At 49.8% G+C, this 25,691-nt stretch carries 24 protein-coding genes; 18 read left to right on the plus strand and 6 right to left on the minus strand.

Annotated features, from left to right (window positions below):
- Positions 1–78: 78 nt before the first annotated feature.
- The 6 genes from BSP75_RS10090 to BSP75_RS10115 form a co-directional block, all read right to left on the minus strand.
- A complete protein-coding gene (locus tag BSP75_RS10090) occupies positions 79–264 on the minus strand; it encodes a hypothetical protein (protein WP_075113068.1) in 186 nt (61 codons plus the stop codon).
- Positions 265–306: 42 nt separating this feature from the next.
- Positions 307–879 carry a NifB/NifX family molybdenum-iron cluster-binding protein gene (locus BSP75_RS10095; RefSeq protein WP_075113069.1) on the minus strand — a complete coding sequence of 191 codons (573 nt, stop codon included), beginning with the start codon at positions 877–879 and terminating at the stop codon, positions 307–309.
- Complete coding sequence (locus BSP75_RS10100; protein ID WP_042657840.1) at positions 876–1,190, minus strand: DUF134 domain-containing protein; 315 nt, start codon at positions 1,188–1,190, stop codon at positions 876–878. The genes BSP75_RS10095 and BSP75_RS10100 overlap by 4 nt, the downstream gene beginning before the upstream one ends.
- Positions 1,191–1,424: 234 nt before the next feature.
- Positions 1,425–2,615: a dicarboxylate/amino acid:cation symporter gene (locus tag BSP75_RS10105; RefSeq protein ID WP_075113070.1), complete on the minus strand. Its 1,191-nt coding sequence runs from the start codon at positions 2,613–2,615 to the stop codon at positions 1,425–1,427.
- Positions 2,616–2,807: 192 nt separating this feature from the next.
- Positions 2,808–3,371, minus strand: coding sequence for a hypothetical protein (locus BSP75_RS10110; protein WP_075113071.1), 564 nt, complete (start codon positions 3,369–3,371; stop codon positions 2,808–2,810).
- A 108-nt stretch (positions 3,372–3,479) separates the two neighbouring features.
- Positions 3,480–4,118 carry a TetR family transcriptional regulator gene (locus BSP75_RS10115; RefSeq protein WP_075113072.1) on the minus strand — a complete coding sequence of 213 codons (639 nt, stop codon included), beginning with the start codon at positions 4,116–4,118 and terminating at the stop codon, positions 3,480–3,482.
- Between the two features lie 140 nt (positions 4,119–4,258).
- Between BSP75_RS10115 and BSP75_RS10120 the strand changes: the two genes are divergently transcribed.
- The 18 genes from BSP75_RS10120 (at position 4,259) to rfbD (ending at position 25,537) form a co-directional block, all read left to right on the plus strand.
- Positions 4,259–5,452, plus strand: coding sequence for an efflux RND transporter periplasmic adaptor subunit (locus BSP75_RS10120; RefSeq protein WP_042056871.1), 1,194 nt, complete (start codon positions 4,259–4,261; stop codon positions 5,450–5,452).
- A 17-nt stretch (positions 5,453–5,469) separates the two neighbouring features.
- Positions 5,470–8,619: an efflux RND transporter permease subunit gene (locus BSP75_RS10125; RefSeq protein WP_075113073.1), complete on the plus strand. Its 3,150-nt coding sequence runs from the start codon at positions 5,470–5,472 to the stop codon at positions 8,617–8,619.
- Positions 8,620–9,260: 641 nt separating this feature from the next.
- Positions 9,261–10,346, plus strand: a complete 1,086-nt coding sequence (rfbB, locus tag BSP75_RS10130; protein ID WP_075113074.1) for a dTDP-glucose 4,6-dehydratase — start codon at positions 9,261–9,263, stop codon at positions 10,344–10,346.
- Positions 10,346–11,212 (plus strand): glucose-1-phosphate thymidylyltransferase RfbA, encoded by an 867-nt coding sequence (gene rfbA, locus BSP75_RS10135; RefSeq protein ID WP_075113075.1) that lies wholly within the window; start codon positions 10,346–10,348, stop codon positions 11,210–11,212. Before rfbB (BSP75_RS10130) ends, rfbA begins: the two co-directional genes overlap by 1 nt.
- Before the next feature lie 11 nt (positions 11,213–11,223).
- Positions 11,224–11,646 (plus strand): FdtA/QdtA family cupin domain-containing protein, encoded by a 423-nt coding sequence (locus BSP75_RS10140; protein WP_075113076.1) that lies wholly within the window; start codon positions 11,224–11,226, stop codon positions 11,644–11,646.
- Entirely contained in the window at positions 11,624–12,085 is a 462-nt protein-coding gene (locus tag BSP75_RS10145) for an acyltransferase (protein WP_075113077.1), read from the plus strand. Before BSP75_RS10140 ends, BSP75_RS10145 begins: the two co-directional genes overlap by 23 nt.
- 1 nt (position 12,086) lies before the next feature.
- Entirely contained in the window at positions 12,087–13,190 is a 1,104-nt protein-coding gene (locus tag BSP75_RS10150) for a DegT/DnrJ/EryC1/StrS family aminotransferase (protein WP_075113078.1), read from the plus strand.
- Positions 13,187–14,437 carry an O-antigen translocase gene (locus BSP75_RS10155; protein WP_075113079.1) on the plus strand — a complete coding sequence of 417 codons (1,251 nt, stop codon included), beginning with the start codon at positions 13,187–13,189 and terminating at the stop codon, positions 14,435–14,437. The genes BSP75_RS10150 and BSP75_RS10155 overlap by 4 nt, the downstream gene beginning before the upstream one ends.
- Before the next feature lie 272 nt (positions 14,438–14,709).
- On the plus strand, positions 14,710–15,855 hold the full coding sequence (locus BSP75_RS21540; RefSeq protein ID WP_075113080.1) for a glycosyltransferase: 1,146 nt from the start codon (positions 14,710–14,712) through the stop codon (positions 15,853–15,855).
- A 1-nt stretch (position 15,856) separates the two neighbouring features.
- On the plus strand, positions 15,857–16,840 hold the full coding sequence (locus BSP75_RS10165; protein ID WP_075113081.1) for an EpsG family protein: 984 nt from the start codon (positions 15,857–15,859) through the stop codon (positions 16,838–16,840).
- Positions 16,830–17,606, plus strand: coding sequence for a glycosyltransferase family 25 protein (locus BSP75_RS10170; protein WP_075113082.1), 777 nt, complete (start codon positions 16,830–16,832; stop codon positions 17,604–17,606). Before BSP75_RS10165 ends, BSP75_RS10170 begins: the two co-directional genes overlap by 11 nt.
- Positions 17,603–18,706 (plus strand): glycosyltransferase, encoded by a 1,104-nt coding sequence (locus BSP75_RS10175; protein ID WP_075113083.1) that lies wholly within the window; start codon positions 17,603–17,605, stop codon positions 18,704–18,706. The genes BSP75_RS10170 and BSP75_RS10175 overlap by 4 nt, the downstream gene beginning before the upstream one ends.
- A 36-nt stretch (positions 18,707–18,742) precedes the next feature.
- Positions 18,743–19,855 (plus strand): glycosyltransferase family 4 protein, encoded by a 1,113-nt coding sequence (locus BSP75_RS10180; RefSeq protein WP_083617135.1) that lies wholly within the window; start codon positions 18,743–18,745, stop codon positions 19,853–19,855.
- 1 nt (position 19,856) lies between these two features.
- The gene (locus BSP75_RS10185) at positions 19,857–20,795 is read left to right on the plus strand and encodes an SDR family oxidoreductase (protein ID WP_075113085.1); all 939 of its coding nucleotides are present in this window, start codon (positions 19,857–19,859) and stop codon (positions 20,793–20,795) included.
- Positions 20,789–21,346: a sugar transferase gene (locus tag BSP75_RS10190; protein ID WP_148140682.1), complete on the plus strand. Its 558-nt coding sequence runs from the start codon at positions 20,789–20,791 to the stop codon at positions 21,344–21,346. Before BSP75_RS10185 ends, BSP75_RS10190 begins: the two co-directional genes overlap by 7 nt.
- Positions 21,347–21,405: 59 nt before the next feature.
- Positions 21,406–23,367, plus strand: coding sequence for a nucleoside-diphosphate sugar epimerase/dehydratase (locus BSP75_RS10195; RefSeq protein ID WP_075113086.1), 1,962 nt, complete (start codon positions 21,406–21,408; stop codon positions 23,365–23,367).
- Positions 23,368–23,564: 197 nt separating this feature from the next.
- Positions 23,565–24,650 (plus strand): dTDP-glucose 4,6-dehydratase, encoded by a 1,086-nt coding sequence (rfbB, locus tag BSP75_RS10200; RefSeq protein ID WP_075113089.1) that lies wholly within the window; start codon positions 23,565–23,567, stop codon positions 24,648–24,650.
- Positions 24,650–25,537: a dTDP-4-dehydrorhamnose reductase gene (gene rfbD, locus BSP75_RS10205; RefSeq protein WP_075113087.1), complete on the plus strand. Its 888-nt coding sequence runs from the start codon at positions 24,650–24,652 to the stop codon at positions 25,535–25,537. The genes rfbB (BSP75_RS10200) and rfbD overlap by 1 nt, the downstream gene beginning before the upstream one ends.
- Positions 25,538–25,691 lie beyond the last annotated feature (154 nt).

A 25,691-nucleotide genomic window follows, 5' to 3' on the forward strand; every position in this document is an offset into this window, starting at 1 on the left:
ACGGGAGGGGCGTGAATATCAAAGCGTGTTTGCATGAGGCGCTGGGGCACCCCATGCAACACGTAATTGGGACATAGCCTACTTTTTGGGCGTCGGCTCGCTGATCTGGTGGAGGTGATCCGTGCAGGCGCTGGAGCAGCCACAGGGGCGCACCTCCTTATCCTCTCGCTTCTGGGCAAGTTGGTATTGGCGCCACCAGATGATGGTGCCCATGGCCAGGATCAGCACGAACGAGGCGAGCAGGCTCAACAACCAGATGGACATGATCTCTTCTCCTTGATGGTGATGACATGCACTGTGATGGCATCAGTGATGATGGCAGCAACCGCCCTGTTGGCCTGCGCCCTCACTGCCGTGACAACAAGTATGGCCTTGTCGTGAGCTATCTGCCTGATGGCCACCATTAGCGCAACAGTGACCTGAGCTGCTGTTGCAACCACCATGACAATGGGCATGGCTGTGGCCAGCGCCAACAGGCTGGATGGCACGGATCGCCGACTTGCTCTGATGACGGCGAGACGGGCGGCCCTGACTGGCCTCGGTGAGAGGTTGCAGATTGGCAGGGGCCAGCAGCGCGGGCAGCGGCAGGCGGGCAGAGCGGCATTGTAGTACCCGGATATTGGCCGCCAGCAGGCGCCCCAGCATCCGCTCGCCGATATTGCGCACCACCACCTGACCCACCTGATGATGGGCGAGGGCGTCGAGCAGCCCCTGCTTGCCGTGGCAGCCTTCGGCGGCGGCCGGGTTGGCCAGGGTGGTGATAACATTCCCTTCTGGGCTGAGGACCTGCAACTGCTCGGCACGGGTAAAGTGGCCGGCCAGCAGGCCCTGACTTAGCATCAGGGCGCTGTTGCAGGGGATGTTTGTGACAGGATTCATTTCGGATCTTCTCCACTGGTTTGGTGGTCGGGCTCGGCGGGTTGCATCATCAATGCCTTGCCCAGACTCAGACACTCCACCACCTTGTAGCGCCCTTTTTTCAGGATATTGGCCAAGGTCTGACGGGAGACGCCCATCACCAGGGCGGCCTCCTGCTGCTGCATTCCTTGAAGGTCGACGAGGCGCAACGCCTCGAACTCGTCAGGGGCTAAGGTGACCTGCTCCAGCTGATGCATGGGGCGGCCGTTGGGTTTGAAGCAGCTGTTGGCGGGGCGGCCACAGATCTGGCGGGCAATCTTGGGTCTTGGCATGGTGGCTCCTAATTGGCATACGCTATTTATACGCTCGTATGTGGCATATGCCAATAATTTTGTCGGGTGCAGTGGGCTGCGCCAGTGTTGTTTACGGCAGAGAGAGGTAAAGGGGAAAAGAGAAAAACAGGGACGAACAGGGAAGAGGAGAAAAGGTGGCAGAAACGACGCAGGCCCGAACATGGTTCGGGCCTGCGTTTTTTGCAGCGGATGGCGGTTGCCTTCCCGGCGAGCTTACGCTTGTTCGGCCTCGGCCACAGGGGATGCACTTGCTGTGCTCTCGCTGCCGTTGGCGAAGCGATCCGCCCACAGGGCGATCACGCCGTCACCGGTGACGTTGCAGGCGGTGCCGAAGCTGTCCTGTGCCAGATAGAGGGCAATCATCAGGGCGATGGAGGCTTCACCAAAGCCGAGCATGGAGGTGAGCAGACCCAGTGCCGACATCACGCCACCACCCGGCGCGCCCGGAGCGGCGATCATGATCACCCCCAGCATCATGATGAAGGGGAGCATGGTCTCGATGCCCGGAATAGCCAGATGCTCGGAGAGGAACATCACCGCGGTGGCGCAGGTGACCAGGGTAATGGTGGAGCCACAGAGGTGAATGGTGGCGCACAGCGGCACGGTGAAGTTGGCGATGCCGTCGCTCACCCCGTTGTTCTTGCTCGATTGCAGGGCGACCGGAATGGTGGCGGCGCTCGACATGGTCCCCAGCGCGGTGAAGTAGGCGGGCAGCATGTTTTTGATGAGCTGGGCCGGTGAGCGGCCAAGGGCTAGACCGGTGCCGATAAACAGCACGGAGAGCCAGATCCAGTGCATCAGGATCGCCATCACCAGCACCACGCCGAAGGTTTTCAGGGTAGCGAACACGGTGCCTTCTACCGTCATCTCGACAAAGACCCCGGCGATATAGAACGGCAGCAGCGGGATGATCACCCTGGCCAGCAGACGGTCGATGATGTCACGACCCTGATCGGCGACCCGGCGCAGATCGGTGGCCTGGGTGGCGCTGATGCCGATACCGAACACAAAGGCGGCGGCCAGTGCCGACATCACGCCAAACAGCGGCGGGATCTCCAGATTGACGTAGGAGGCGAGCTTGATGGCCGTGGCCGTGGTGGGCTCGGCAGCGGTGGTGAGCAGTGGGATCAGGTGGCTCGCCACGGTAAAGGCGAACAGCCCTGCCAGAATGGTGGAGCAGTAGGAGAGGGCCACGGTTTTGCCCAGCAGCTTGCCGGAGTTTTTCGGCAGGCTGGCGATGCCGCTCATGATAAAGAACAGAATGATGAGCGGAATGGTGAAGGTGATCAGCTGACCTATCACTGTCTTGGCCGTAAACAGCACGCGCGCCACCCACTCAGGGGCGTAGAGACCGAGCAAGAGACCGGCAAGGATGCCAGCAATGAGTTTCAGGACAAGTTTCATAAGGAAATCCGGAGTTGGTTGTATTGTCTGTTTTGTTATTAAATTTTGATATTAATCGAACTTTTTAACACAGAAACCGTGTTATGTCTGCCTTTGCTGCGTTAACACCGAGTTAAATATTGTCGATAGCCAAAATCGCCGACTGGCAGTCGGTTTGGCGTTGAACTGGAAAATCCGTGATGAATTAGCCCGTTAGGGGGCATGATGATCGCCACGCAGCAACATGACGTATTGGCTGGCGTTTTGGCTTGCGGATTGTGGCGTGTTGGTCGAGACGGTTTCCATCGGAGCCAGTTGCAGCGCTATCCCGGATGTGGTGATGAGTTGCTGCAGATGCGGGATCTGCTGGTCGTGGTTCATCCCGCAAGCTGGCAGCAGAGGGAAGCAGAGCGGAGCGCCTGCTTTGAGCAGGGCAGCCAGCTGTTGCAACAGGGGGACAAGAGTGGCTGCATCGCTATCAAGCGGGCGACTCAGCCAGATGCCATCGTAAGGGAGCACCGAGTGCATCCGTGGGAGGGGGCAGACCCGCACCGCTTGTCCGGATTGCTGCGAGGCAACTTTGGCGTCGGCCAGCACGGCGTCACAGGCGGTGACCACATACCCTTCTGCACGCAGCCAGCACAGATCCTCCCCCGTACCGCACTGACCATTGAGCAGATGGGCGCCGGGTTTGAGGCGCGCCACAAAGGCTGCCCGAGCGCGGGCATGCTGGTCGTTCAAGGGCCGGGAAGCGGGGATGGCGTCGGAGTGTGGCACAGGGGTTACCTCAAGCAGGGGGCGCACAGGGTAACAAATCGGGGCCTGACTGCCAAAGTGGGCGGTCAGACCCCTGTAGTTTAGATGTGTGGGAGTTGCCGGAGCCGGTTAGCGGCCGCAGGCGGGCCCGTGGGGCTGGGCCAGCATGGTGAACATGCTCTCTATCAGGAAGCTGGACTCACTCTGCAGGTCGATCCGCCCCGGAAAGTGCAGCCAGTTGATGATGTAGCCATCCAGGGTGCAGTGGAGCAGGGTGGCGGCACGCTGCAAGTTAAGGTCAGCCGGCAGCTGGCCCCGGCGTACCGCATTGGCCAGGGTCGTCTCCAGATCCTGAAAAAAGTGGGCTGACTCGCTGCGGATATGTTCACGCAGTGAGATGGCTTCTCCCTCCAGCGATTCGAGATTGAACAACAGGGTGAACATCTGCCGTTGCGCCGGATTGTGAATGAAGCTGTGGAGCACCCCTTCGAAGAAGAGACGCAGTTGCCCCAGCGGATCCGGCTCGTCGGTATTGAGGCAGGCATCGAGCTGGTGGGCGAGGGGGCTGCAGAGCTCTTTCCAGAGCGAAATGAAGAGTTCGTCCTTGTTCTTGAAGTGCCAATAGATGGCCCCGCGCGTCAGGTCGGCCGCCCTGGCGATGTCGGTCAGGCTGGTCTTGGCCAGGCCCTGAGAGCAGAACAGATCCAGCGCCGTGCTCATGATGTGGCAGCGGGTTTGCTGCGCCTCTTCTTTGGTTCGTCTGGCCATCGAAATGAGTGCCTCATGCAAGCAAAAAGTCACTTACATACATTTATGAATGTATGTATATTGCCTCATCTTGCGAATATTTACCAACAGGGCCCATGCGGCCCTGATTGTTCATTGACTGGCAAAGGCTCAGGTGTTTCATGCATAAACATATTCTTGCTCGTTCAGTTGGTCTTGCCTTGCTGGCAACAGGCTTGCTGGCAGGTTGTGGTGACAAGGGCGGTGCGCCCCAGGGACAGGGCGGCATGCCCCCCGCGGCGGTCAACGTGGTGACCCTGCAGAGCAGCCCGCTGATGTTGACCACCGAATTGACCGGCCGCAGCGCCCCGCTGCGGGTGGCCGAAGTGCGTCCGCAGGTGAGCGGCATCATCCTCAAGCGCCTCTTTACCGAGGGGAGCGATGTGAAGGCGGGTGATCTGCTCTATCAGATCGACCCGGCTGTCTATCAGGCGGCGGTTGCCAGCGCCAAAGCCAATGTGGCCAAGGCCGAGGCCAACGAGCAGAGTGCCCGCCTCAAGGCGCAGCGCTATCAGGAGCTGCTCAAGGTCAAATCCATCAGCCGTCAGGACTATGACGACGCCGACGCCAGCTGGAAGCAGGCCAAGGCGGAGATCATGGCAAGCAAGGCGGCCCTGCGCACTGCCGAGATCAATCTCGGTTACACCCGCATCACCGCCCCCATCAGCGGCCGTATCGGTAAATCCGCGGTGACCGAGGGTGCGCTGGTGACCGCCCAGCAGGCAGACAGCCTGACCGCCATCCAGCAGCTCGATCCCATGTATGTGGATGTGCGTCAGTCCACCGCCGATCTGCTGCGCCTCAAGCGACTGGTCGCCGAGGGCAAGCTGACCCAGGACGAGCAGAAGGGGGCCAAGGTGACCTTCCAGCTGGAAGATGGCTCCACTTACGGCGAAGAGGGCTCGTTGCAGTTCTCCGATGTGACCGTGGATGAGACCTCCGGCATGGTGACCCTGCGGGTGATTGTGCCCAACCCTCATCAGTTGCTGCTGCCCGGCATGTTCATGCGCGCCACCCTGCAAGAGGGTGAGCGGGCGCAAGGGCTGCTGGTGCCGCAAACTGCCGTGACTCGCACCCCCAATGGTGGCGCGACCGTGATGGTGGTGACGGCTGACAACAAGGTGGAGCTGCGCAACGTGCAGCTGAGCCGGGTCGTCGGCAGCAACTGGGTGGTGGAGTCCGGCCTCACCTCCGGCGAGCGGGTAATTGTGGCTGGCTTGCAGAAAGTACGACCGGGCGCCGTGGTCAATCCCGCTGAGCAGGGCGCCGATGCGCAGTCTGCCCAGGCTGCGTCCAGCACCCCGGCCAACAAGTAGGATGGAGTAATCGCCTCATGGCTCGATTTTTTATAGACAGACCCATTTTTGCCTGGGTGATCGCGCTGGTGATCATGCTGGCGGGTAGCCTGGCCATCATCAAATTGCCGGTCGCCCAGTATCCGAGCATTGCGCCGCCCGCTGTCGGCATTTCCGCCAGCTATCCGGGCGCATCCGCCAAAACGGTGGAAGACTCGGTGACCCAGATCATCGAACAGAACATGACCGGGTTGGATCACCTGCTCTACATGTCCTCCCAGTCTGATTCCGCGGGTCGGGTGTCGGTGACCCTGACTTTCCAGCCGGGGACCGATCCCGATATCGCCCAGGTGCAGGTGCAGAACAAGCTGCAGCAAGCGATGTCGCTGTTGCCGCAAGAAGTGCAACAGCAGGGGATCCGGGTCCAGAAGACCTCCAGCAGCTTCCTGATGGTCGCGGCGTTCATCTCCAGCGATGGCAGCATGAACAACGACGATCTGGCGGACTATGTGGTCTCCAACATCAAGGAGCCCCTGAGCCGTCTGGACGGGGTCGGTGACATCACCTTGTTCGGCAGCCAGTACTCCATGCGGGTGTGGCTCGATCCCAACAAGCTCAACCGGGTGCAGATGACCCCGGGGGATGTGCAGGCGGCCATCAAGGCGCAGAACGCCCAGGTGGCGTTCGGCAAGCTGGGTGGCACCCCGTCGGTGGAAGATCAGCAGTTCACCGCCACCATCATGGGGCAGACCCGACTCTCCACCGTGGAGCAGTTCAACGACATCCTGCTGCGGGTGAATCAGGATGGCTCCAAGGTCCGGCTCAAAGACGTGGCCCGGGTCGAGCTGGCGGGTGAAAGCTATGACGCCGAGGCGCTCTACAATGGCCAGTCCACCGCGGCGGTCGCCATCAAGCTGGCGACCGGCGCCAACGCGCTGGATACCGCCGAGAAGGTGCGCGCCAAGCTCGACGAGCTGTCGGACTACTTCCCGGCCAACATGAAGATCGTCTACCCCTACGACACCACGCCGTTTGTGAAGATCTCCATCGAGGAGGTGGTGCAAACCCTGATCGAGGCGATCTTCCTGGTGTTCTGCGTCATGTATCTGTTCCTGCAGAACTTCCGCGCCACCCTGATCCCGACCATTGCGGTGCCGGTGGTGCTGCTCGGTACCTTCGGGGTGATGGCGGCGTTTGGCTTCTCCATCAACACCCTCACCATGTTTGGCATGGTGCTGGCCATCGGCCTGTTGGTGGATGACGCCATCGTGGTGGTGGAGAACGTGGAGCGCCTGATGAGCGAGGAGGATCTCTCCCCGCTGGAAGCGACCCGCAAGTCGATGACCCAGATCACCGGCGCACTGGTGGGGATCGCCCTGGTGCTCTCCGCCGTGTTCGTGCCGATGGCCTTTTTTGGCGGCTCGACCGGTGCCATCTATCGCCAGTTCTCGCTGACCATCGTCTCGGCCATGGTGTTGTCGGTGCTGGTGGCCCTGATCCTGACTCCGGCGCTCTGTGCCACCCTGCTCAAGCCGATGAAACATGGCGAGTTTGGTGCCAAGCGTGGCTTCTTTAGCTGGTTCAACCGGGCCTTTGATGCCGGTACCAACCGCTATCAGCGCGGCGTGCGCAAGGTGATCAAGCAGGGCGTGCGTTACAGCCTGATCTACGGTGCCATGCTGGCGGTATTGGCGGTGCTGTTTATGCGGATGCCTACCTCCTTCCTGCCGGAAGAGGATCAGGGTGTCATCATGTCCATGGTGCAACTGCCGGTAGGTGCGACCAAGCAGCGCACCGAGGTGGTGCTGGCTGACATGCGCGACTACTTCCTGAAAAACGAGAAGGATAACGTTGACTCTGTACTGACCGTGTCGGGCTTCAGCTTCGCCGGTAGTGGCCAGAATGCGGGCATGGCCTTTATCAAGCTCAAGGACTGGAGCGAGCGCAAGAGCCCGGATCGCAGCGCCAATGCCATTATCGGTCGCGCCATGGGCTATCTGTTCAGCATCAAGGAGGCGCAAGTGTTCGCCTTCAACCTGCCTCCGATCCCGGAGCTGGGTACGGCGACCGGTTTTGACTTCTTCCTGCAGGATCGCGGCGGCATCGGTCACGACAAGCTGATGGCGGCGCGTAACCAGCTGCTCGGCATGGCGGCGCAGGATCCCAATCTGGTGCGGGTGCGCCCGAACGGGATGGAAGATACGCCGCAGCTCGATATCAAGATCGACTACGAGAAGGCGCTGGCGCAGGGGCTCTCCATCGCGGACATCAACAACACCCTGGCCGCAGCCTGGGGCTCATCCTACGTCAATGATTTCGTCGACCGGGGCCGGATCAAGAAGGTCTACCTGCAGGCGGATGCCCCCTTCCGGATGAACCCGGAAGATCTCAAGCTCTGGTATGTGCGCAACGCCGCTGGCCAGATGGTGCCCTTCTCCGCCTTTGCCAGCACCGAGTGGAGCTTTGGCTCGCCGCGTCTGGAGCGTTACAACGGCGTGCCGGCGATGGAGATCGTCGGTGAAGCGGCGCCCGGCAAGAGTACCGGTGATGCGATGGCCGCCATCGAGCAGATGGTGAAACAGCTGCCGGAAGGGGTGGGCATCGAGTGGACCGGGCTCTCCTTCCAGGAGCGTCAGGCCGGTTCACAGGCGCCTGCGCTCTACGCCATCTCCTTGTTGGTGGTGTTCCTCTGTCTGGCTGCCCTCTACGAGAGCTGGAGCATTCCGTTCTCGGTGATGCTGGTGGTGCCGCTCGGGGTACTGGGGGCCATTGTGGCCGCTACCCTGCGCGGGCTGGAGAACGACGTCTACTTCCAGGTAGGCCTGCTCACGACCATAGGCCTGTCGGCGAAGAACGCGATTCTGATCGTGGAGTTTGCCAAAGAGCTCTATGACAAGGGGATGGGGTTGGGTGAAGCCGTGGTGGAGGCAGCGCGCCTGCGTCTGCGGCCAATCCTGATGACCTCGCTTGCCTTTATCCTCGGGGTGCTGCCGCTGGTGATCAGCTCCGGCGCCGGTGCCAGTAGCCGTAACGCCATCGGTACCGGCGTGATGGGGGGGATGATCAGCGCCACCGTGCTCGCCATCTTCTTCGTACCGCTCTTCTTCGTGCTGGTGATGCGCTACTTCACCAGCCATCAGAGCAAAGAGGCGCGCATAGCTGCAGCGGTTGAGTCAAAAGGTGACTGATGGCATGCAGGTTGAGCTAATTTGAATAGCGTTCAATAAATCGTCAGCCAAGTGTGGTCTGGCTGACAATCAAACAGGGCAACCCCATGGGTTGCCCTGTTTTTTCTGGGCTTGCCGAGAGGTTCGTGTTACCGATTGTTGAAATAAGTAGCAGGGCGTTCAAGCTGGTTGTGATCAGCCTCGTGTTCAGCTTCAAATTGACCCCCAACGAGGTATTTTTTGCTGTTCATATGGGGGCAATACGAGATAGAATCCGGCATTAAATCGGGTCTGTGTGGTATGCAATATCACGAGAAATCTGTGAGCGCGTCTAGCGATGCATACCAGCAAAAAATACAATTAAATGCTGGAGGACATGATGACCAACAGCTTGGGAACCGTGGTTAAAATCAGCAATCTGGGGGCTGCAACTCAGTGCGGTAGCCATGTTATTTGTCGATATTAGCTCAAATAATGAGCGTTCTCGCCATCCGGTGATATGTAGATATGTAGATATGTAGATATGTAGATATGTAGATATGTAGATATGTATTAGATGGCAAATATCCATGCACTTCTTTGAGTTCCTGCATCGTATTTCCCCCGAGCAATTAATGTCGTTCCCAAATGAGAGTAATTCTCGTTATAAGAGCATCTTTTCTATGAAAATTTTAGTGACCGGTGGCGCAGGCTTTATCGGCTCTGCAGTTGTGCGTCATATCATCCGTGATACCCAGGATTCCGTGATCAATCTCGATAAACTCACCTATGCCGGCAACCTGGAATCCTTGGCCGATGTATCGGCAAGCGATCGTTATGCGTTTGAGCAGGTGGATATCTGTAACCGTGCCGAGCTGGATCGGGTGTTTGCCCTGCACCAGCCGGATGCGGTGATGCACCTGGCCGCCGAGAGCCATGTTGACCGCTCCATCACAGGCCCGGCTGACTTTATCGAGACCAATATCGTCGGCACCTATATGTTGCTGGAAGCGGCGCGCGCCTATTGGAGCTGTCTCGACGAGGCCCGCAAGGCGGCTTTCCGCTTCCACCATGTCTCCACCGACGAGGTGTATGGTGATCTGCCCCATCCGGATGAAGTGGCTGCCGGTGAGCCATTGCCACTCTTTACCGAAACTACTCCCTACGCCCCCAGCAGCCCCTATTCGGCCTCCAAAGCCTCCAGCGACCATCTGGTACGCGCCTGGCGCCGTACTTACGGCCTGCCAACTATCGTCACCAACTGCTCCAACAACTACGGCCCTTATCACTTCCCCGAGAAGCTGATCCCGCTGGTGATACTCAACGCGCTGGATGACAAGCCGCTGCCGGTCTATGGCAAGGGCGACCAGATCCGTGACTGGCTCTATGTGGAAGACCACGCGCGCGCGCTCTACCAGGTGGTGACTACTGGCTTGGTCGGGGAGACCTACAACATTGGCGGTCACAACGAGAAGCAGAATCTGGACGTGGTGCATACCATCTGCGATCTGCTGGACGAGATGGTGCCCAAAGCGGGTTCTTACCGCGACAAAATCACTTATGTGGCGGATCGTCCCGGCCACGATCGCCGCTATGCCATCGATGCCAGCAAGATGAGCTGTGAGCTTGCTTGGCAGCCTGAGGAGACTTTCGAGTCTGGAATTCGCAAAACAGTGCAGTGGTATCTGGATAACCAGCAGTGGGTGAACAACGTTAAAAGCGGTGCCTACCAATCCTGGATTGATCAGCAGTACGGAGCAGAAAAATAATGAAAGGAATAATTCTGGCAGGCGGCTCAGGCACTCGCCTTTACCCTATTACTATGGGCGTTTCTAAGCAATTGCTGCCCGTTTATGACAAGCCCATGATCTATTACCCTCTCTCGGTATTAATGTTGGCTGGCATCAGGGAAATTTTGATTATTACCACCCCAGATGATCAAGCATCATTCCAACGTTTGCTAGGTGATGGAAGCGATTTTGGGATTCATCTGCAATACGCAGTACAAGCAAGCCCCGATGGCTTGGCGCAAGCATTTTTGATTGGCGAAGCATTTATTGGCCAAGATAGCGTCTGTTTAGCCTTGGGCGATAATATTTTTTGGGGACAAGGATTTTCGCCAATCTTAAAACGGGCAGCAGAGCGCCAAACTGGTGCTACTGTGTTCGGTTATCAAGTCAAAGACCCAGAGCGATTTGGTGTGGTTGAATTTGATAAGCAACAAAAAGCCATCAGTATTGTAGAAAAACCGCTTCACCCCAAGTCTAACTTTGCCGTTACCGGCCTCTATTTTTATGATAACAAGGTTGTGGAGCTGGCCAAACAGGTTAGGCCTTCCGCACGGGGTGAGCTGGAAATCACCACCCTTAATGAGATGTATCTCAATGCGGGTGAACTTAATGTCGAATTGCTGGGGCGTGGTTTCGCCTGGCTCGACACCGGCACTTATGAAAGTCTGCACGACGCAGCTTCGTTTGTAGAAACCATAGAAAAACGTCAAGGCTATAAAATTGCTTGCTTGGAAGAGATCGCTTGGCGCAATAAGTGGCTAACGGATGATCAACTCAGCGATGCTGCAAATGAAATGGCGAAAAATAGCTATGGCCAATATTTGTTTGATTTATTAAATAAATAATAGGGATTGCAATGAGCTTGATTAATCTAATTAATTTTCCTGCGCTAGGAGATGAGCGTGGTGCGTTAGTAGCTTTAGAAGCAAACCGCCAGATCCCATTTGATATTAAGCGGGTTTATTACATTTATGGCACCGTCCAAGGCGTCGCTCGCGGCTTTCATGCCCACAAGGCGCTTAAACAAGTCGCGATTTGTTTAAAAGGCTCTTGCCGCTTTGTAATGGATGATGGCAAAGATAAACAAGAGGTGATCATGGCAACGCCAGATAAAGGCTTGCTAATTGATGCCATGCAGTGGCACGAGATGTACGACTTTTCTGAGGATTGTGTGCTGATGGTGTTGGCTGATCAGCCTTATGATGAGTCAGACTATATCCGCGACTATACACAATTTATTGAGGCGGCTAATACCCATGTTCATTCATTCGCTCAGTGATGTACAAAGCAACAATATAGGTGAAGGCACACGGATTTGGCAGTTCGCCGTTGTCCTGAAAGAGGCCACCATTGGCCGTAATTGTAATATTTGTGCCCATACCCTGATTGAAAACGATGTGGTACTTGGAGATAATGTAACCGTTAAATCTGGCGTCTATATCTGGGATGGCACTACCATTGGTAATAATGTATTCATCGGCCCCTGTACCACTTTTACCAATGATAAAATGCCTCGTTCTAAAGTGTACCCAGACGAATTTTCTAGGATCACTATTGAAGAGCACGCTTCCATCGGCGCTAATGCGACTTTATTGCCTGGGATTACTATTGGGAAATATGCAATGGTTGGTGCTGGTAGCGTCGTGACTAAAGATGTACCTGCTTACGCTGTCGTGGTGGGTAATCCGGCCAAAATAATTAAATATATAGAGCAGTAATATGATCAACTTTCTCGATTTAAAAGCAATCAACAACCAATATCAGCAAGAACTCAAAGATGCCTGTGCGCGGGTGATTGATTCCGGCTGGTATATCATGGGCAATGAGCTGGTCCAATTTGAAACTGAATTTGCTGCTTATTGTGGTACCAAACATGTCATTGGTGTGGCTAATGGCTTGGATGCTTTGATTTTGGTGCTGCGAGCTTGGAAAGAACTGGGTAAACTCAAGGCCGGTGATGAGGTGGTTGTTCAGGCCAATACCTATATTGCCTCTGTACTGGCGATTACCGAAAACGATCTGGTGCCAGTGCTTGTTGAGCCCAATAAGGATACCTACAACCTCGATCCAGCACTGGTTCGCGCAGCCATTACCCCTAATACCAAAGCCATTTTACCTGTGCATCTCTATGGCCAGCTTTCCCCCATGCCTGAGCTGATGGCCATTGCCGAGGAGCATGACTTGTTGGTGCTTGAAGATTGTGCTCAGGCCCACGGGGCACAAATTAATGGCAAGCGTGCCGGTAATTGGGGCGACGCGGCCGGTTTTAGTTTCTATCCCGGCAAAAACCTGGGGGCACTTGGCGATGCTGGGGCCGTCACCACGAATAATGATGAATTGGCCAAGACACTGAAGGCACTGCGCAATTATGGTTCTCACAAAAAATATGAAAACCTCTATCAAGGGGTAAATAGCCGTTTGGATGAGATCCAGGCCGCGATGATGCGAGTGAAATTACCTTATCTGGAGAAGGAAACTGCGCGTCGTCAAGAAATTTCCCGGTTTTACCGCGCTGGAATCAATAATCCGTTGGTGACATTGCCCCGAGTTGAAGCAGAAAGTGCTCATGTCTGGCATCTATTTGTGGTGAACACTGAGGTTCGCGAAGAATTGCAGCTGTGGTTGACTGGGCAAGGGGTTCAAACTCTGATCCATTATCCTATTCCCCCACATAAGCAGCAGGCTTATCTGCAGTTCCGGGATTGTCAATTGCCAGTGACCGAACAAATTCACCAGCAGGTATTGTCGATTCCTATGGATCCGACCATGAGCAATGAGGCGGTGGCAAAGGTGATTGATGCGGTAAACGGCTTTAAGATATGAAGCTTTTGCTAAAAGTGACTGCTATGACGGGGCTTCTAACGTTGCTTAGAATGGTAATGGGGTTTGTGATTGCCAAGGTGGTGGCTGTTTATACCGGTCCCACCGGTATGGCAATGTTGGGACAAGTCCAAAATATGGTGAGTAGCCTCAATGGCATTATCAATGCGCCAGTGGGTAGCGGTATTGTTCGCTATACGGCAGAAAAACAAGGTGAAGGCTTTGAAACTTGTACCCCTTGGTGGCGAGCGTCACTGCAATGGGTTCTGATCATTTCTGCAATTACAATACCTGTTGGAGTATTGTTAGCAGATCATATTGCAGCCTGGCTATTTCAAGATAAAACCCTTGCTTGGATCGTAATTGTTACCGTGGCAGTGCTGCCGCTTTCAGCAATAGGTACGTTATGTAATTCAGTGATCAATGGTCAACAACAGTATCGTCGTTATGTCAGCCTTGGGATGTTATCAGTCCTGATCTCTGGTGCTGTAATGTTGACCATGATCATCCAGACCAATATCAAAGGAGCCTTGTTAGCGACGGCAGTACAGGCGGCCTTAATTGGCGTAATCATGTTGGCAGCTAACCTGCGGCAACCCTGGTTTAAAGTGCGTTATTGGTGGGGGACGACCGATAAAGAAGCCAGAAAGGCGATCGGTAGCTACATGTTGATGGCTATCACTACAGCATTGACGGTTCCGATATCTCTAGTTTTGGTCAGAAATATTCTGATCGACCAAGTTGGCTGGGAAGCTGCTGGCCAATGGCAGGCTGTATGGAAAATATCAGAGGTTTACCTTGGCGTTATCACGATAGCATTGGGAACCTATTATTTACCACGCCTTTCATCATTGGTAGGCGTTGATGCCATTGTGAGTGAGATCCATAAAACAGCTAGAATTGTGTTACCTATTGTTGTCATCTTGGCATTAAGTGTTTATTTGCTGCGTGATGTTGCTATCTTGCTGCTATTTACTAAGGAATTTAATGCTGCTCGCGATCTCTTTGCCGTTCAACTTTGTGGTGATGTGGTTAAAATTGCCAGTTGGTTGTATGCCTATCCGATGTTATCCCGTGGCGCAACGAAGTGGTTTATAGGAACTGAAATCGCATTCGCCTTATCATTCGTGGTTTTGTCCTACATATTTGTTAGCTACACCGGAATAAAAGGTGTGACGACAGCTTACTTTACGAGCTATTCCATATACTTTTTAATCATTTTCTTAAATGTAAAAAGAATTGCCCGTTAATCAAAGCTAAATTCCACATAATTTGTTTTAACATAGCTAATCACTTAGAGTTTGCTCCGAAAGCTAATTACTAAAGTAATAATGTTTGTTGGCTCTGAGGATTTTATAAAAAATGTCGCCATTCAATTATAGATGATTAGCTTATGTATGACCCTACAGTTATTAATTTTGAACGATATACTCGTCTTGCTGTAATTTATGATTTTATATTAAACAATATTGTTTAATTATGATTGTGCGTAGTTCATTTATGTAAATGCCGAGAAATACGAATGAAAATATTATTAGTCGGTGAGTATTCAGGAGTTCATACTAATTTAGCTGATGCGTTGAGGTCGCAAGGGCATATTGTGTTAACATTATCTGATGGAGATTCATATAAAAATTTCCCTAGAGATATAACCATTAAACGAAAGCATTTTTCTGGAAAAATTGGACTGTTATACGAGTTGATACTTGAATACTTAGGAGTGAAAGGGCTTATATGCTATCTTTTGAACTTTAAAAAAATCAATAGTTTGAAAGGATATGATGTAGTTCAAATAATAAATCCTGTAGCTATTGAAGCTTTTGGTTCGATAGCGAACATTTTTTTTATAAAAAAACTATCAAAGAATAACAGGTCATTATTTTTATGTGCATTAGGTGATGATACTCGTTGGGTTGATGCATGTTTAACTGGGGGGTTTAAATATTCCCCGTTCAATTGGCTTACACTAAAAACAGCAGTTAAATACTCTTATTCATTAAGATATAAATATGGGTTTTTTTTTAAAACGCTCCAAAAAACGGCCGAGAGATTTTCAGAAAAAATAATACCAGGGCTCCTTGATTACCAAAAAGCTTACGAAAATAGCGAGAAATGTACTGATATTATAAGAATTCCATTATCTGAATCATTGATAACTCAAGCTAAAGAGAAGTTGATTCAATTGGAGAGTTGTCAAGATAGTGATTGTCGAGTTATCAGGATATTTCATGGTTGGCAATTAGGCAGAGAGTTAAAAAAGGGGAACTATATTTTTGATGATGCAGTGAAAAAACTTATCTCTTATAAAAAAGAAAATATCGATTACCAAGTAGTCACATCAGTCCCTTATCATGATTATATATCTAAATTGAATTGTTCAGATATATTTCTTGACCAGACTAATAGCTATGACAGAGGGGTGAATGCACTAATTGGGATGGCTTATGGCTGCGTTGTTTTTTCTGGTTTTGAAGATAGTAATATACACCCTGATATAGGTGTAAATGCGGTGCCAAATAGTGATGCTATATGTGATTCCCTTGAAGAGATTATAAATAACCCAAAATTAATGTATGATATAAAAATAAATGCTTTGAAATTTATAATAGAGAACCATGAACCAGCTCTGATAGCCAGTAAATATTTGGAAATATGGTCAATAAGATAAAATGATAAGAGAAAATATAGAACGTAGGCGGTCATATGTTTTTTTAGCATTAGGCATAGTCAATGTAATTATTTACATTTCTTTTTGTGGCTATTTCTCTATGACTAGTGATTTTCATGGAGATACCCTTGAATACATGTACAACTTTAATGAAATCCAACAGTATCCATTTCCTTATGGTGTTGAATTCCTAACCCCAATTATGATGTGGGTAGTTAGTTACTTAGGTGGTAGTTTTAGAGATTTTATATTTATTTGTCTTTTGTTCTGGACACCTATTGTTTTTTTACTAGGTTATTATTCAAGGTCAAATTTTTTATTTATAGGCGTTTTTTTTTATTTTTTGACGCCGCTATTCATAGATAATGCAGTGTTTTTAATTAGACAGTATAATGCTGCATTGTTTTACATATTATTTTTGTTATATAATAAAAGAAAAGATCCAAGTAAGTTAGTGTCTTTTGGTTTGCTGCTGTTATCTTTTTCCTCTCATTTATCTTCAGTGTTTTGGTTTATGATATCAAACAAGATAACGGTTAGATTTTTTAAACATCGATTAGTTTTCTTCATTGTGTTTTTTCCTCTCATCTTACTTGCTTTATCCGGTGTCGATATAATTTCGTGGGTTGTAGATTTAATATTTAAAATTGCTAATTTATTTGATTTTTACGAAATAAATAGAAAGTTGATGTTTTATAGCAGCAGTGAATATGATGCTGTCGCTAAAGTAAGTAATTTAGCAGAATTGATAGCATTTTTGTTGTTATTTCTTTCTGGATATCTTTTTTTCTTATCCCAAAGAAATAATGGCTTTATTTTTTTTGTGTTTGTGCAAGCAATGCTTGTGGTTTTATTAAAAAATAACATTGTGATGGCTAATAGATTTGGATTCTTTGCGTTTTATTTTTCGATTCCTATATTTATAGTCTTGGTTTATCATTTTAAGAATATTTGGATTGAAAAAAAGGTGAAAAATGATATATGAAACATATGTGGTATCATTGGAAGATGAACTTTCACGAAGAAAGTCTATAGAGAAACAACTAAATAGGCTTGAGGTTAAATTTCACTTCATCGATGCAGTTGATCTCAGAAATGTCTCTCATGATATTGCAAAAACACATATTAAAGTTGATACGCTAAGTTCGATAAAAAGAGCAATGACGAAAGGTGAAGTCGGTTGTGCTCTTAGTCATCTAGAATGCTATAGGAATTTTATTTTTTCAAGTGATTCTGACTGGGCATGGATTATTGAAGATGATGCAAATATAGATAGACTGAATTCCCAAAATATTGCTGACCTAATTACATCAGTGGATTGTTTAGATGTTGATGTACTTATCTTGGGTTATTCAAAATTATCTAAAGATAAAGAGTCCATTTTTTACAAAATGGAGCCTTTAAGTAAATTAACACAATCAGGCGATACATTAATTGGGTTGCCTTGGCGGAACTGGACTTGCGGCACAGTATCATATTTGATTAGGCGTTCTAGTGCTGAAAAAATGTTAGCTTATTTTGATGATGGTAGAGTCTCTACGGTGGCTGATGATTGGCTGTTTTTTAAAGAACAGGTAAAATTAAAAATTGCTCATTGTCGGCCATTACTTGTTTTTGAGGATTTTTTGACTTTTCGAAGCTCTTTGGAAACTGAAAGAGCTGCCGTATCAAGAAAAAAATTTAATTTTCTTGATACAATACGAATTCTAAGAGGTTGTTTCAGAAAAATATTAATGAAGTTAATTCGATGAAAATATTATTTATAATTACTGGCCTTGGTATGGGAGGGGCTGAACGCCAAGTATGTGACTTGGCAGATGATCTCGCAGCCCAAGGACATCAAGTAGTGCTTGTTTCATTAACGGGAAAGTCAGTTACTCACCCTCTATCGAGAGCAGTAAAGTTAATTGAGCTAGGGATGGCTAAAACACCATTTGGATTTATCAAGGCCTATCAATCAGTCCGCCGTTTGATAAATGAGTTCAAGCCTAATGTTGTGCACAGCCATATGGTGCATGCAAATATTTTTGCTCGTTTATTGCGATTGACAACTGGCATTCCAAGATTAGTTTGTACAGCCCATAGCACGAATGAAGGAGGGAAGGAAAGAATACTTGCTTATCGATTGACAGATCGCTTATGTGATATAAGCACTAATGTTAGTCAAGAGGCCGTTGATGCATTCGTTCAACAAGGCGCGGTTCCTGTTGGACGAATGATTGCAATACACAATGGTATTAATACTGAACATTTTCGATATAATTCCATTAGCCGTGAGCGGCTGCGTGCGGAGTTGGGCCTCGCTGATCATATCCCCCTGTTGCTGGCTGTGGGCCGCTTCACTGCTGCAAAAGATTATCCTAATTTGCTCACAGCATTTGCTTCTCTGCCTCCTGTGTATGGGGCTGCACAACTAGCCATTATTGGCATTGGAGACGGTGAAGATAATCTTAAGGCAAGAGTGATCTCACAAGGCTTAAGTAGCCGAGTTCATTTTCTTGGTTTACGACGAGATGTAAATGAGTGGATGAGTGTGGCAGATCTCTTTGTACTCTCTTCTGCATGGGAGGGGTTTGGGCTAGTCGTCGCCGAAGCAATGGCATGTGAGCGAGTTGTAGTAGCAACGGATTGTGGTGGAGTAAAAGAAGTTGTTGGAGATGCCGGATTTTTAGTACAACCAAAAGATAGTGAGAAATTAGCATCTGCAATGAGCGACGCACTAGCACTTTCCTTGGACACACGTACCCATCTTGGAAGCTTGGCCAGAAAACGTATCGAAGATAATTATTCATTATCCTCGGTATGTGAACGCTGGCTTAGAATATATAATGGTGATTACAACGTGTTTTAATGAATTAACTCTGGGCGAGAATGAAAATTGAAAATTATGTATATCGTCAACTCGTCATCTTTTTTCTGTTCTCATTTTCTTACATTAGCAGAAAAAGTTTCTGAGCTAGGCCACACTGTTTATGTGATCGCTGGAGATGAGCTTAAAAAAGATGCCATTGAAAAAAGGGGTTTCTTCTTTATTTACATCCCGTTATCTCGAAGTGGAGTAAATCCATTTAGTGAGCTTTCATTTATTATTAAGCTACGAGCTAAAATACGAAATTTTAGTCCTGATATTATTCATTGTTTTACGGTGAAACCAATAGTATATACAGGGTTGGTAATTAAGTCTCTTAAAATGCATACATTATCTACAGTATGTAACTCGGTTACTGGTTTAGGTTCTGCCTATTTGTCAAAAAAAATATCTGGTCGTATCATTTGGTCATTAGTAAAACAGTTATATAAAATTGCATTGTCATCTTCCAACTCATCAGCCGTTTTTGAAAACGAAGATGATAGGCTTCTATTTGTAAGCCAAGGTATAGTCGATGCCAATAAAGTTTATCTTGTTAATGGTGCAGGTATAGATACTAATGTGTTTTTACCATCTAATATAAAATCGGAACGTACTACGGTAGTTTTGGTTGCTCGGTTGCTTAAAGATAAGGGTATTGCTGAGTATATCGAGGCAGGCAAAAAATTATACGAAAGGAAGGTAGATGTCTGCTTGCAATTAGTCGGAGATATCGATGCTGGAAACATATCATCCATGTCGGTGCAGGATATCCAAAACGCTCACAATGTTGGTTATATTCAGTGGTTAGGCCCACGCTCAGATATTGCTAAAATATATAGTCATGCTCATATAGCCTGTCTACCCTCCTACCGAGAAGGGTTACCTAAGTCATTAATAGAAGCAACATCTTGTGGTTTGCCTATTATTACGACAAATGTACCTGGTTGTCGGCAAATGGTTATTAATGGTGAAAATGGCCTTCTTGTTGAGGCTAAGTCTGGTAGTGCTATTTCTGAGGCAATTACATATTTACTTACCAAACCAGAATTAATGAGTCGTATGGCGTTATATAGCCGTAAAATTGCAATAGAAAAATTTGATCATAAGCATATTGTAAATACATTCTTTAAAATATATAAGTTAAATTAAAATGAAAAATAAAATTATATTAACCGGAGCATCAGGGTTTGTTGGTCGCCACATAAAAAACACCATATCTAGAGAAAAATTAATCTTGATCGGGCGTCGTAACCTAGATGAAGAATATGCATTTTTTTTATCTGATTTAGATGGAGATTCACAGTATGGCGACATCATGAAAGATGTCTCCTGTATAATTCATTGTGCTGCAAGAGCGCATGTCATGAATGAAGGAAATGATAATCCATACTGCCTGTATCATAAAATTAATGTTGATGGGACATTGAATTTAGCTAGACAGGCTGCTGTCAATGGTGTTAAGCGGTTTATCTATATCAGTTCTATTAAGGTAAATGGAGAATCAACGAGAGTTAATTCTCCATTTACTGAAAGAAATATTCCTGCACCAGAGGATGCTTATGGGATTTCCAAACTCGCTGCAGAAAATAGTTTACGTGAGTTATCTATTGAAACAAATATGGAGGTTGTCATCATTCGGCCTCCTCTGGTATATGGGCCTGGTGTGAAAGCTAATTTTGCAGCAATGCTGAATTTGGCATCAAAGAATTTACCTCTTCCTCTTGGGGCTATCAACAACAAGCGTAGTATGGTTGCTCTGGATAACTTAGTTGATTTGATAGTAACTTGTATTGATCATCCTAAAGCCGCAAATAAAACCTTCTTGGTTAGTGATGATCATGATGTTTCAACAACTGAATTATTGGAAATGATGGCTCGCGCAGTGGGCAAGACGCCACGACTATTGCCGGTACCGATGGAATGGTTAAGGCTCGCTGGAAAATTGATTGGAAAGCAGGCAGTTATCGAGCGTTTATGTGGTAATTTACAAGTAGATATATCTTACACAAAAGAGATATTAGGTTGGCAACCACCAATATCAATGGAAGAAGGCATAAAACGCTGTTTTACTGAGGATCAATTATGTTGATTAGATTTTTGGATTTCATAGCAGCTCTATTTGGTTTGCTACTGCTTTGGCCAATTTTACTTATTGTTATCGTTCTAGGTGTGTTTGATACAGGATCGCCAATTTTTGTACAAACGCGAGTTGGTAAAAATAAAAAACCTTTCAAGCTAATCAAGTTTCGTACCATGTCGGTCAATACTCAGTCTGTGGCGAGCCACTTGGCGAGCACAAGTTCCATCACCAAGTTAGGTGTCTTTTTACGCAAAACTAAAATTGATGAACTTCCACAACTGATCAATGTTCTTAAAGGTGAAATGAGTTTGGTTGGGCCGCGGCCTAATCTCTTTAATCAGGAGGAGCTGATCAAAGAGCGTGATGCCTTAGGAGTTTATGAGGTGTTACCCGGGATTACTGGCTTGGCACAGGTACAAAATATCGATATGTCGACCCCTGCGTTGCTTGCCCAAACAGATCGGCAGATGATCGATACCCTCAATTTAACTAGCTACGTTCGTTATATCATCATGACGGTAACTGGTAGCGGTGCGGGCGATGCGGTTGGATTGAAATAATATTATACCTAGTTGCTTCACCTTATTTTACTTACCGCTATTAACGAGATGGTGCCATTATGTTGACCTCTTTCTTGGCTATCCCCCGTGTTTATAAACGGGGGATTAGTGTCTGTGCTGATCTGCTATTGCTAACTGTGGCATTCTGGGGTGGTTATTGGGTGCGGCTGGATGCCAATATTCCATTGCAGAGTGCACTGCACTGGCAAATGCTGGCGTTGTTACTACCGATAACCATCGTAATTTTTATGCGGTTAGGGCTGTATCGCGCAGTATTACGCTATGTCGGTTTCAAGGTGTTGTGGACGGTGTCACTCGGTGTTCTCCTCTCCACCATGTCTTTGGTCATGCTGGCGTTTTTTATGGAAGTTCCACTTCCCAGAACGGTTTCGGTTATCTATTTTGCATTTTCAGTGTTGCTGATCGGTGGTGTGCGACTGTTTTTCCGGGCGCTGGTACAGCGTAGTGGTCAGCAACGTGTTGCGGTGCTGATTTACGGTGCTGGTTCTTCTGGGCGCCAGTTGCAACTTGCGTTGAATCAAGGGCAGGAGTACCTGCCTGTGGCGTTTGTTGACGATGACTCCGCATTGGTTAAGACCGTGATTCAGGGGGTGAACGTTTACAGTACTGACGCTATCGAGGCGTTGATTGAGCGCTTTGATATTAAAAAAATCTTGCTGGCTATGCCGAGTGCGTCGCGTAGTGTCAGGCAAGCGGTGATCAATCGACTGGAGCAGTGTCCATGTGAGGTTCTCTCTATTCCTGGTATGGCAGATCTGGTTGAGGGGAATGCTCATATCGATGAGCTTAAAGAGGTCAGTATTGAGGATTTGTTGGGGCGTGATGCTGTTGCACCGATCCCTGAACTGATCAATGCCAATATATCTGGCAAACGGGTGATGGTGACGGGAGCGGGTGGTTCCATCGGCTCTGAATTATGTCGCCAGATAATCCGTTGCAAACCTGCGCGACTGGTGTTGTTTGAGCTTTCTGAATATGGCCTATATGCCATTGATAAAGAGCTGCAAGAAATCAGCCGGCAAGAAGGGTTGCTGGTTGAGATAGTGCCATTGTTGGGGTCGGTGCAGCGGCAACATCGCTTGCAAGCGGTTATGAGTACCTTTCAAATTCAGACGGTTTACCATGCAGCTGCTTACAAGCATGTCCCCTTGGTTGAATACAACGTGGTAGAGGGGGTGCGCAATAATGTTTTTGGCACTCTTTATTGTGCACAGGCGGCTATCAGGGCCAAGGTTGAAACCTTTGTGTTGATTTCGACTGATAAGGCGGTGCGTCCCACTAATACTATGGGTACCACCAAACGATTAGCCGAACTGGTGCTGCAATCGTTGGCTGCTGCACAGCAGCAAACCCGTTTTTGCATGGTGCGTTTTGGTAATGTTCTGGGCTCGTCTGGTTCTGTTGTGCCACTGTTTCGCAAGCAGATTCGGGATGGTGGCCCCTTGACCTTGACTCACCCTGACATCATTCGTTATTTCATGACCATTCCTGAAGCGTCACAGCTGGTGATCCAGGCTGGCGCCATGGGGCAGGGGGGGGATGTGTTTGTGTTGGACATGGGGGAGCCGGTCAAAATCATCGATTTGGCGCACCGGATGATCCGTTTGAGTGGCCTGAAGCTCAAGAGCGACAAATACCCCACTGGTGATATCGAGGTTAAGATCACCGGCTTGCGCCCTGGTGAGAAGCTGTTTGAAGAGCTGCTAATTGGCGAGCAGGTTGAGGGTACGGCCCACCCCCGGATTATGAAAGCCTCTGAGTTAATGCTGCCTTGGCCACAACTACGGGTGTTTTTGGCCGAGCTTGATAGCGCGTGTTTCCGCTTTGATCATGAACAGATCCGTAGCCTGCTGTTAAGTATGCCGACCGGTTTTAATCCCACTGACGGGATCTGTGATCTGGTGTGGCAGGCAAAAAACACTTTGCCGTATGAACCGTGCCTGAGTGTGGTTGAGGACATTGATTTTCTTAATTCAGAGAGTCATCAGCCAATGCATTAAGCGACTTGTCTTATGGCATGCCCCGTGATCTCCTGTGAATGGTGGCCAGATGATGGACAGAAGGACGACATGTCCATCATCAATGGCCAGTATTGGTCGATAGTATCCTCTGCTCTCATCACGGAAAATGGCCTGTCAGGGGGCACTTCCAACCATGTTTGGTCAGTTGACCTCATAGAGATTCTCGCCCAGATATGTTGAAACTTCTCGTTACCGGTGGCGCAGGCTTTATCGGCTCTGCTGTTGTGCGCCATATCATCCGTGATACCCAGGATGCCGTTGTCAACCTCGATAAACTCACCTATGCCGGCAATCTGGAATCCCTGGCCGATGTATCGACAAGCGAGCGTTATGCGTTTGAGCTGGTGGATATCTGCAACCGTGCCGAGCTGGATCGGGTGTTTGCCCTGCACAATCCTGATGCTGTGATGCATCTGGCCGCCGAGAGCCACGTTGACCGCTCCATCACAGGGCCGGCTGACTTTATCGAAACAAATATCGTCGGCACCTATATGTTGCTGGAAGCGGCACACGCTTACTGGAACGGTCTGGACGAGGTGCGCAAGGCGGCCTTCCGCTTCCACCATATCTCCACCGACGAGGTATATGGTGATCTGCCCCATCCGGATGAAGTCGCCGCCGGTGAGCCATTGCCGCTCTTTACTGAAACCACCCCCTACGCCCCCAGCAGCCCCTATTCGGCCTCCAAAGCCTCCAGTGACCATCTGGTGCGTGCCTGGCGCCGTACCTACGGCTTGCCGACCATCGTCACCAACTGTTCCAACAACTACGGTCCTTACCACTTCCCCGAGAAGCTGATCCCGCTGGTGATCCTCAACGCGCTGGATGGCAAACCGCTGCCTGTCTATGGCAAGGGTGACCAAATTCGTGATTGGCTTTATGTAGAAGATCACGCGCGCGCACTCTACAAGGTAGTGACCACGGGAGTAGTCGGAGAGACCTACAACATCGGCGGTCACAACGAGAAGCAGAATCTGGACGTGGTGCATACCGTGTGTGATCTGCTTGACGAGATGGTGCCCAAAGCGGGTTCTTACCGCGAGCCATTCACCTATGTGGCGGATCGTCCCGGCCACGATCGCCGCTATGCCATTGATGCCAGCAAGATGAGCGCCGAGTTGGATTGGCAACCGCAAGAAACTTTCGAATCTGGCATTCGCAAAACTGTGCAGTGGTATCTGGATAACCAGCAGTGGGTTAACAACGTCAAGAGCGGTGCCTACCAATCCTGGATTGAGCAGAATTACGGGGAGCGTACCTGATGCATATTTTGCTGTTTGGCAAAAACGGTCAGGTCGGCTGGGAGCTGCAGCGTGCACTCGCACCGCTGGGCCGCATCACTGCCGTTGATTTTGACTCCACCGACTATTGCGGTGATTTCAGTAATCCGGCAGGGGTGGCCGACACGGTACGTCTGGTCAAGCCGGACGTGATTGTCAATGCCGCGGCCCACACCGCAGTCGACAAGGCGGAGAGCGAGCGAGAGTTTGCCGAGCTGCTCAACGCAACCAGCGTGGCGGCGATAGCCAAAGAAGCGGAAGTATTGGGTGCCTGGTTGGTGCATTACTCCACCGACTATGTGTTCGATGGCAGCGGTGAGCGCCCTTGGGTGGAAACCGATGCGACCGCCCCGCTCAACGTCTACGGCGAAACCAAGCTTGCCGGGGAACAGGGGGCTGCTCTCTGCGCTCGTCACCTGATCTTCCGCACCAGCTGGGTCTACGCCGCCCGCGGCGCCAACTTTGCCAAGACCATGCTGCGTTTTGGCAAAGAGCGTAGCGAGATGTCAATCATCAATGACCAGTTCGGCGCCCCGACCGGAGCCGAGTTACTGGCCGATTGCACCGCCCATGCGATCCGCGTGGCGCAGCGCAAACCCGAGGTTGCAGGGCTGTATCATCTGATTGCCTCCGGTACCACCACCTGGTTTGACTACGCCCAGCTGGTGTTTGCCAAAGCCCGAGAGGCTGGGGTTGAATTGGCAGTCACGCAGCTCAATGCTGTGCCGACCAGCGCCTTCCCGACCCCGGCCAAACGACCCCATAACTCCCGCCTTGATACCAGTAAATTCCAGCGCACCTTCGAGCTGGTGCTGCCGGAGTGGACCGTCGGTGTGGAGCGGATGTTGACCGAGATCCTCGGCAAGTAAATTACTGGCCAGGGATGTAGTGACTGCCTCCCTGGCTGGCAGGGATAAAACAGAAAAGTGTGGCCTCAAACCATAATGCCAGTCAGTTAAGCCTGACTGGCATTGTTTTTATTGGCTTTTTTCACACTATACCTCTGTGGCCTTGGCTTCACGC

Origin of the sequence: Aeromonas sp. YN13HZO-058 (assembly GCF_001921245.1) — a bacterium.
Classification (GTDB): Bacteria; Pseudomonadota; Gammaproteobacteria; order Enterobacterales; family Aeromonadaceae; genus Aeromonas; species Aeromonas allosaccharophila.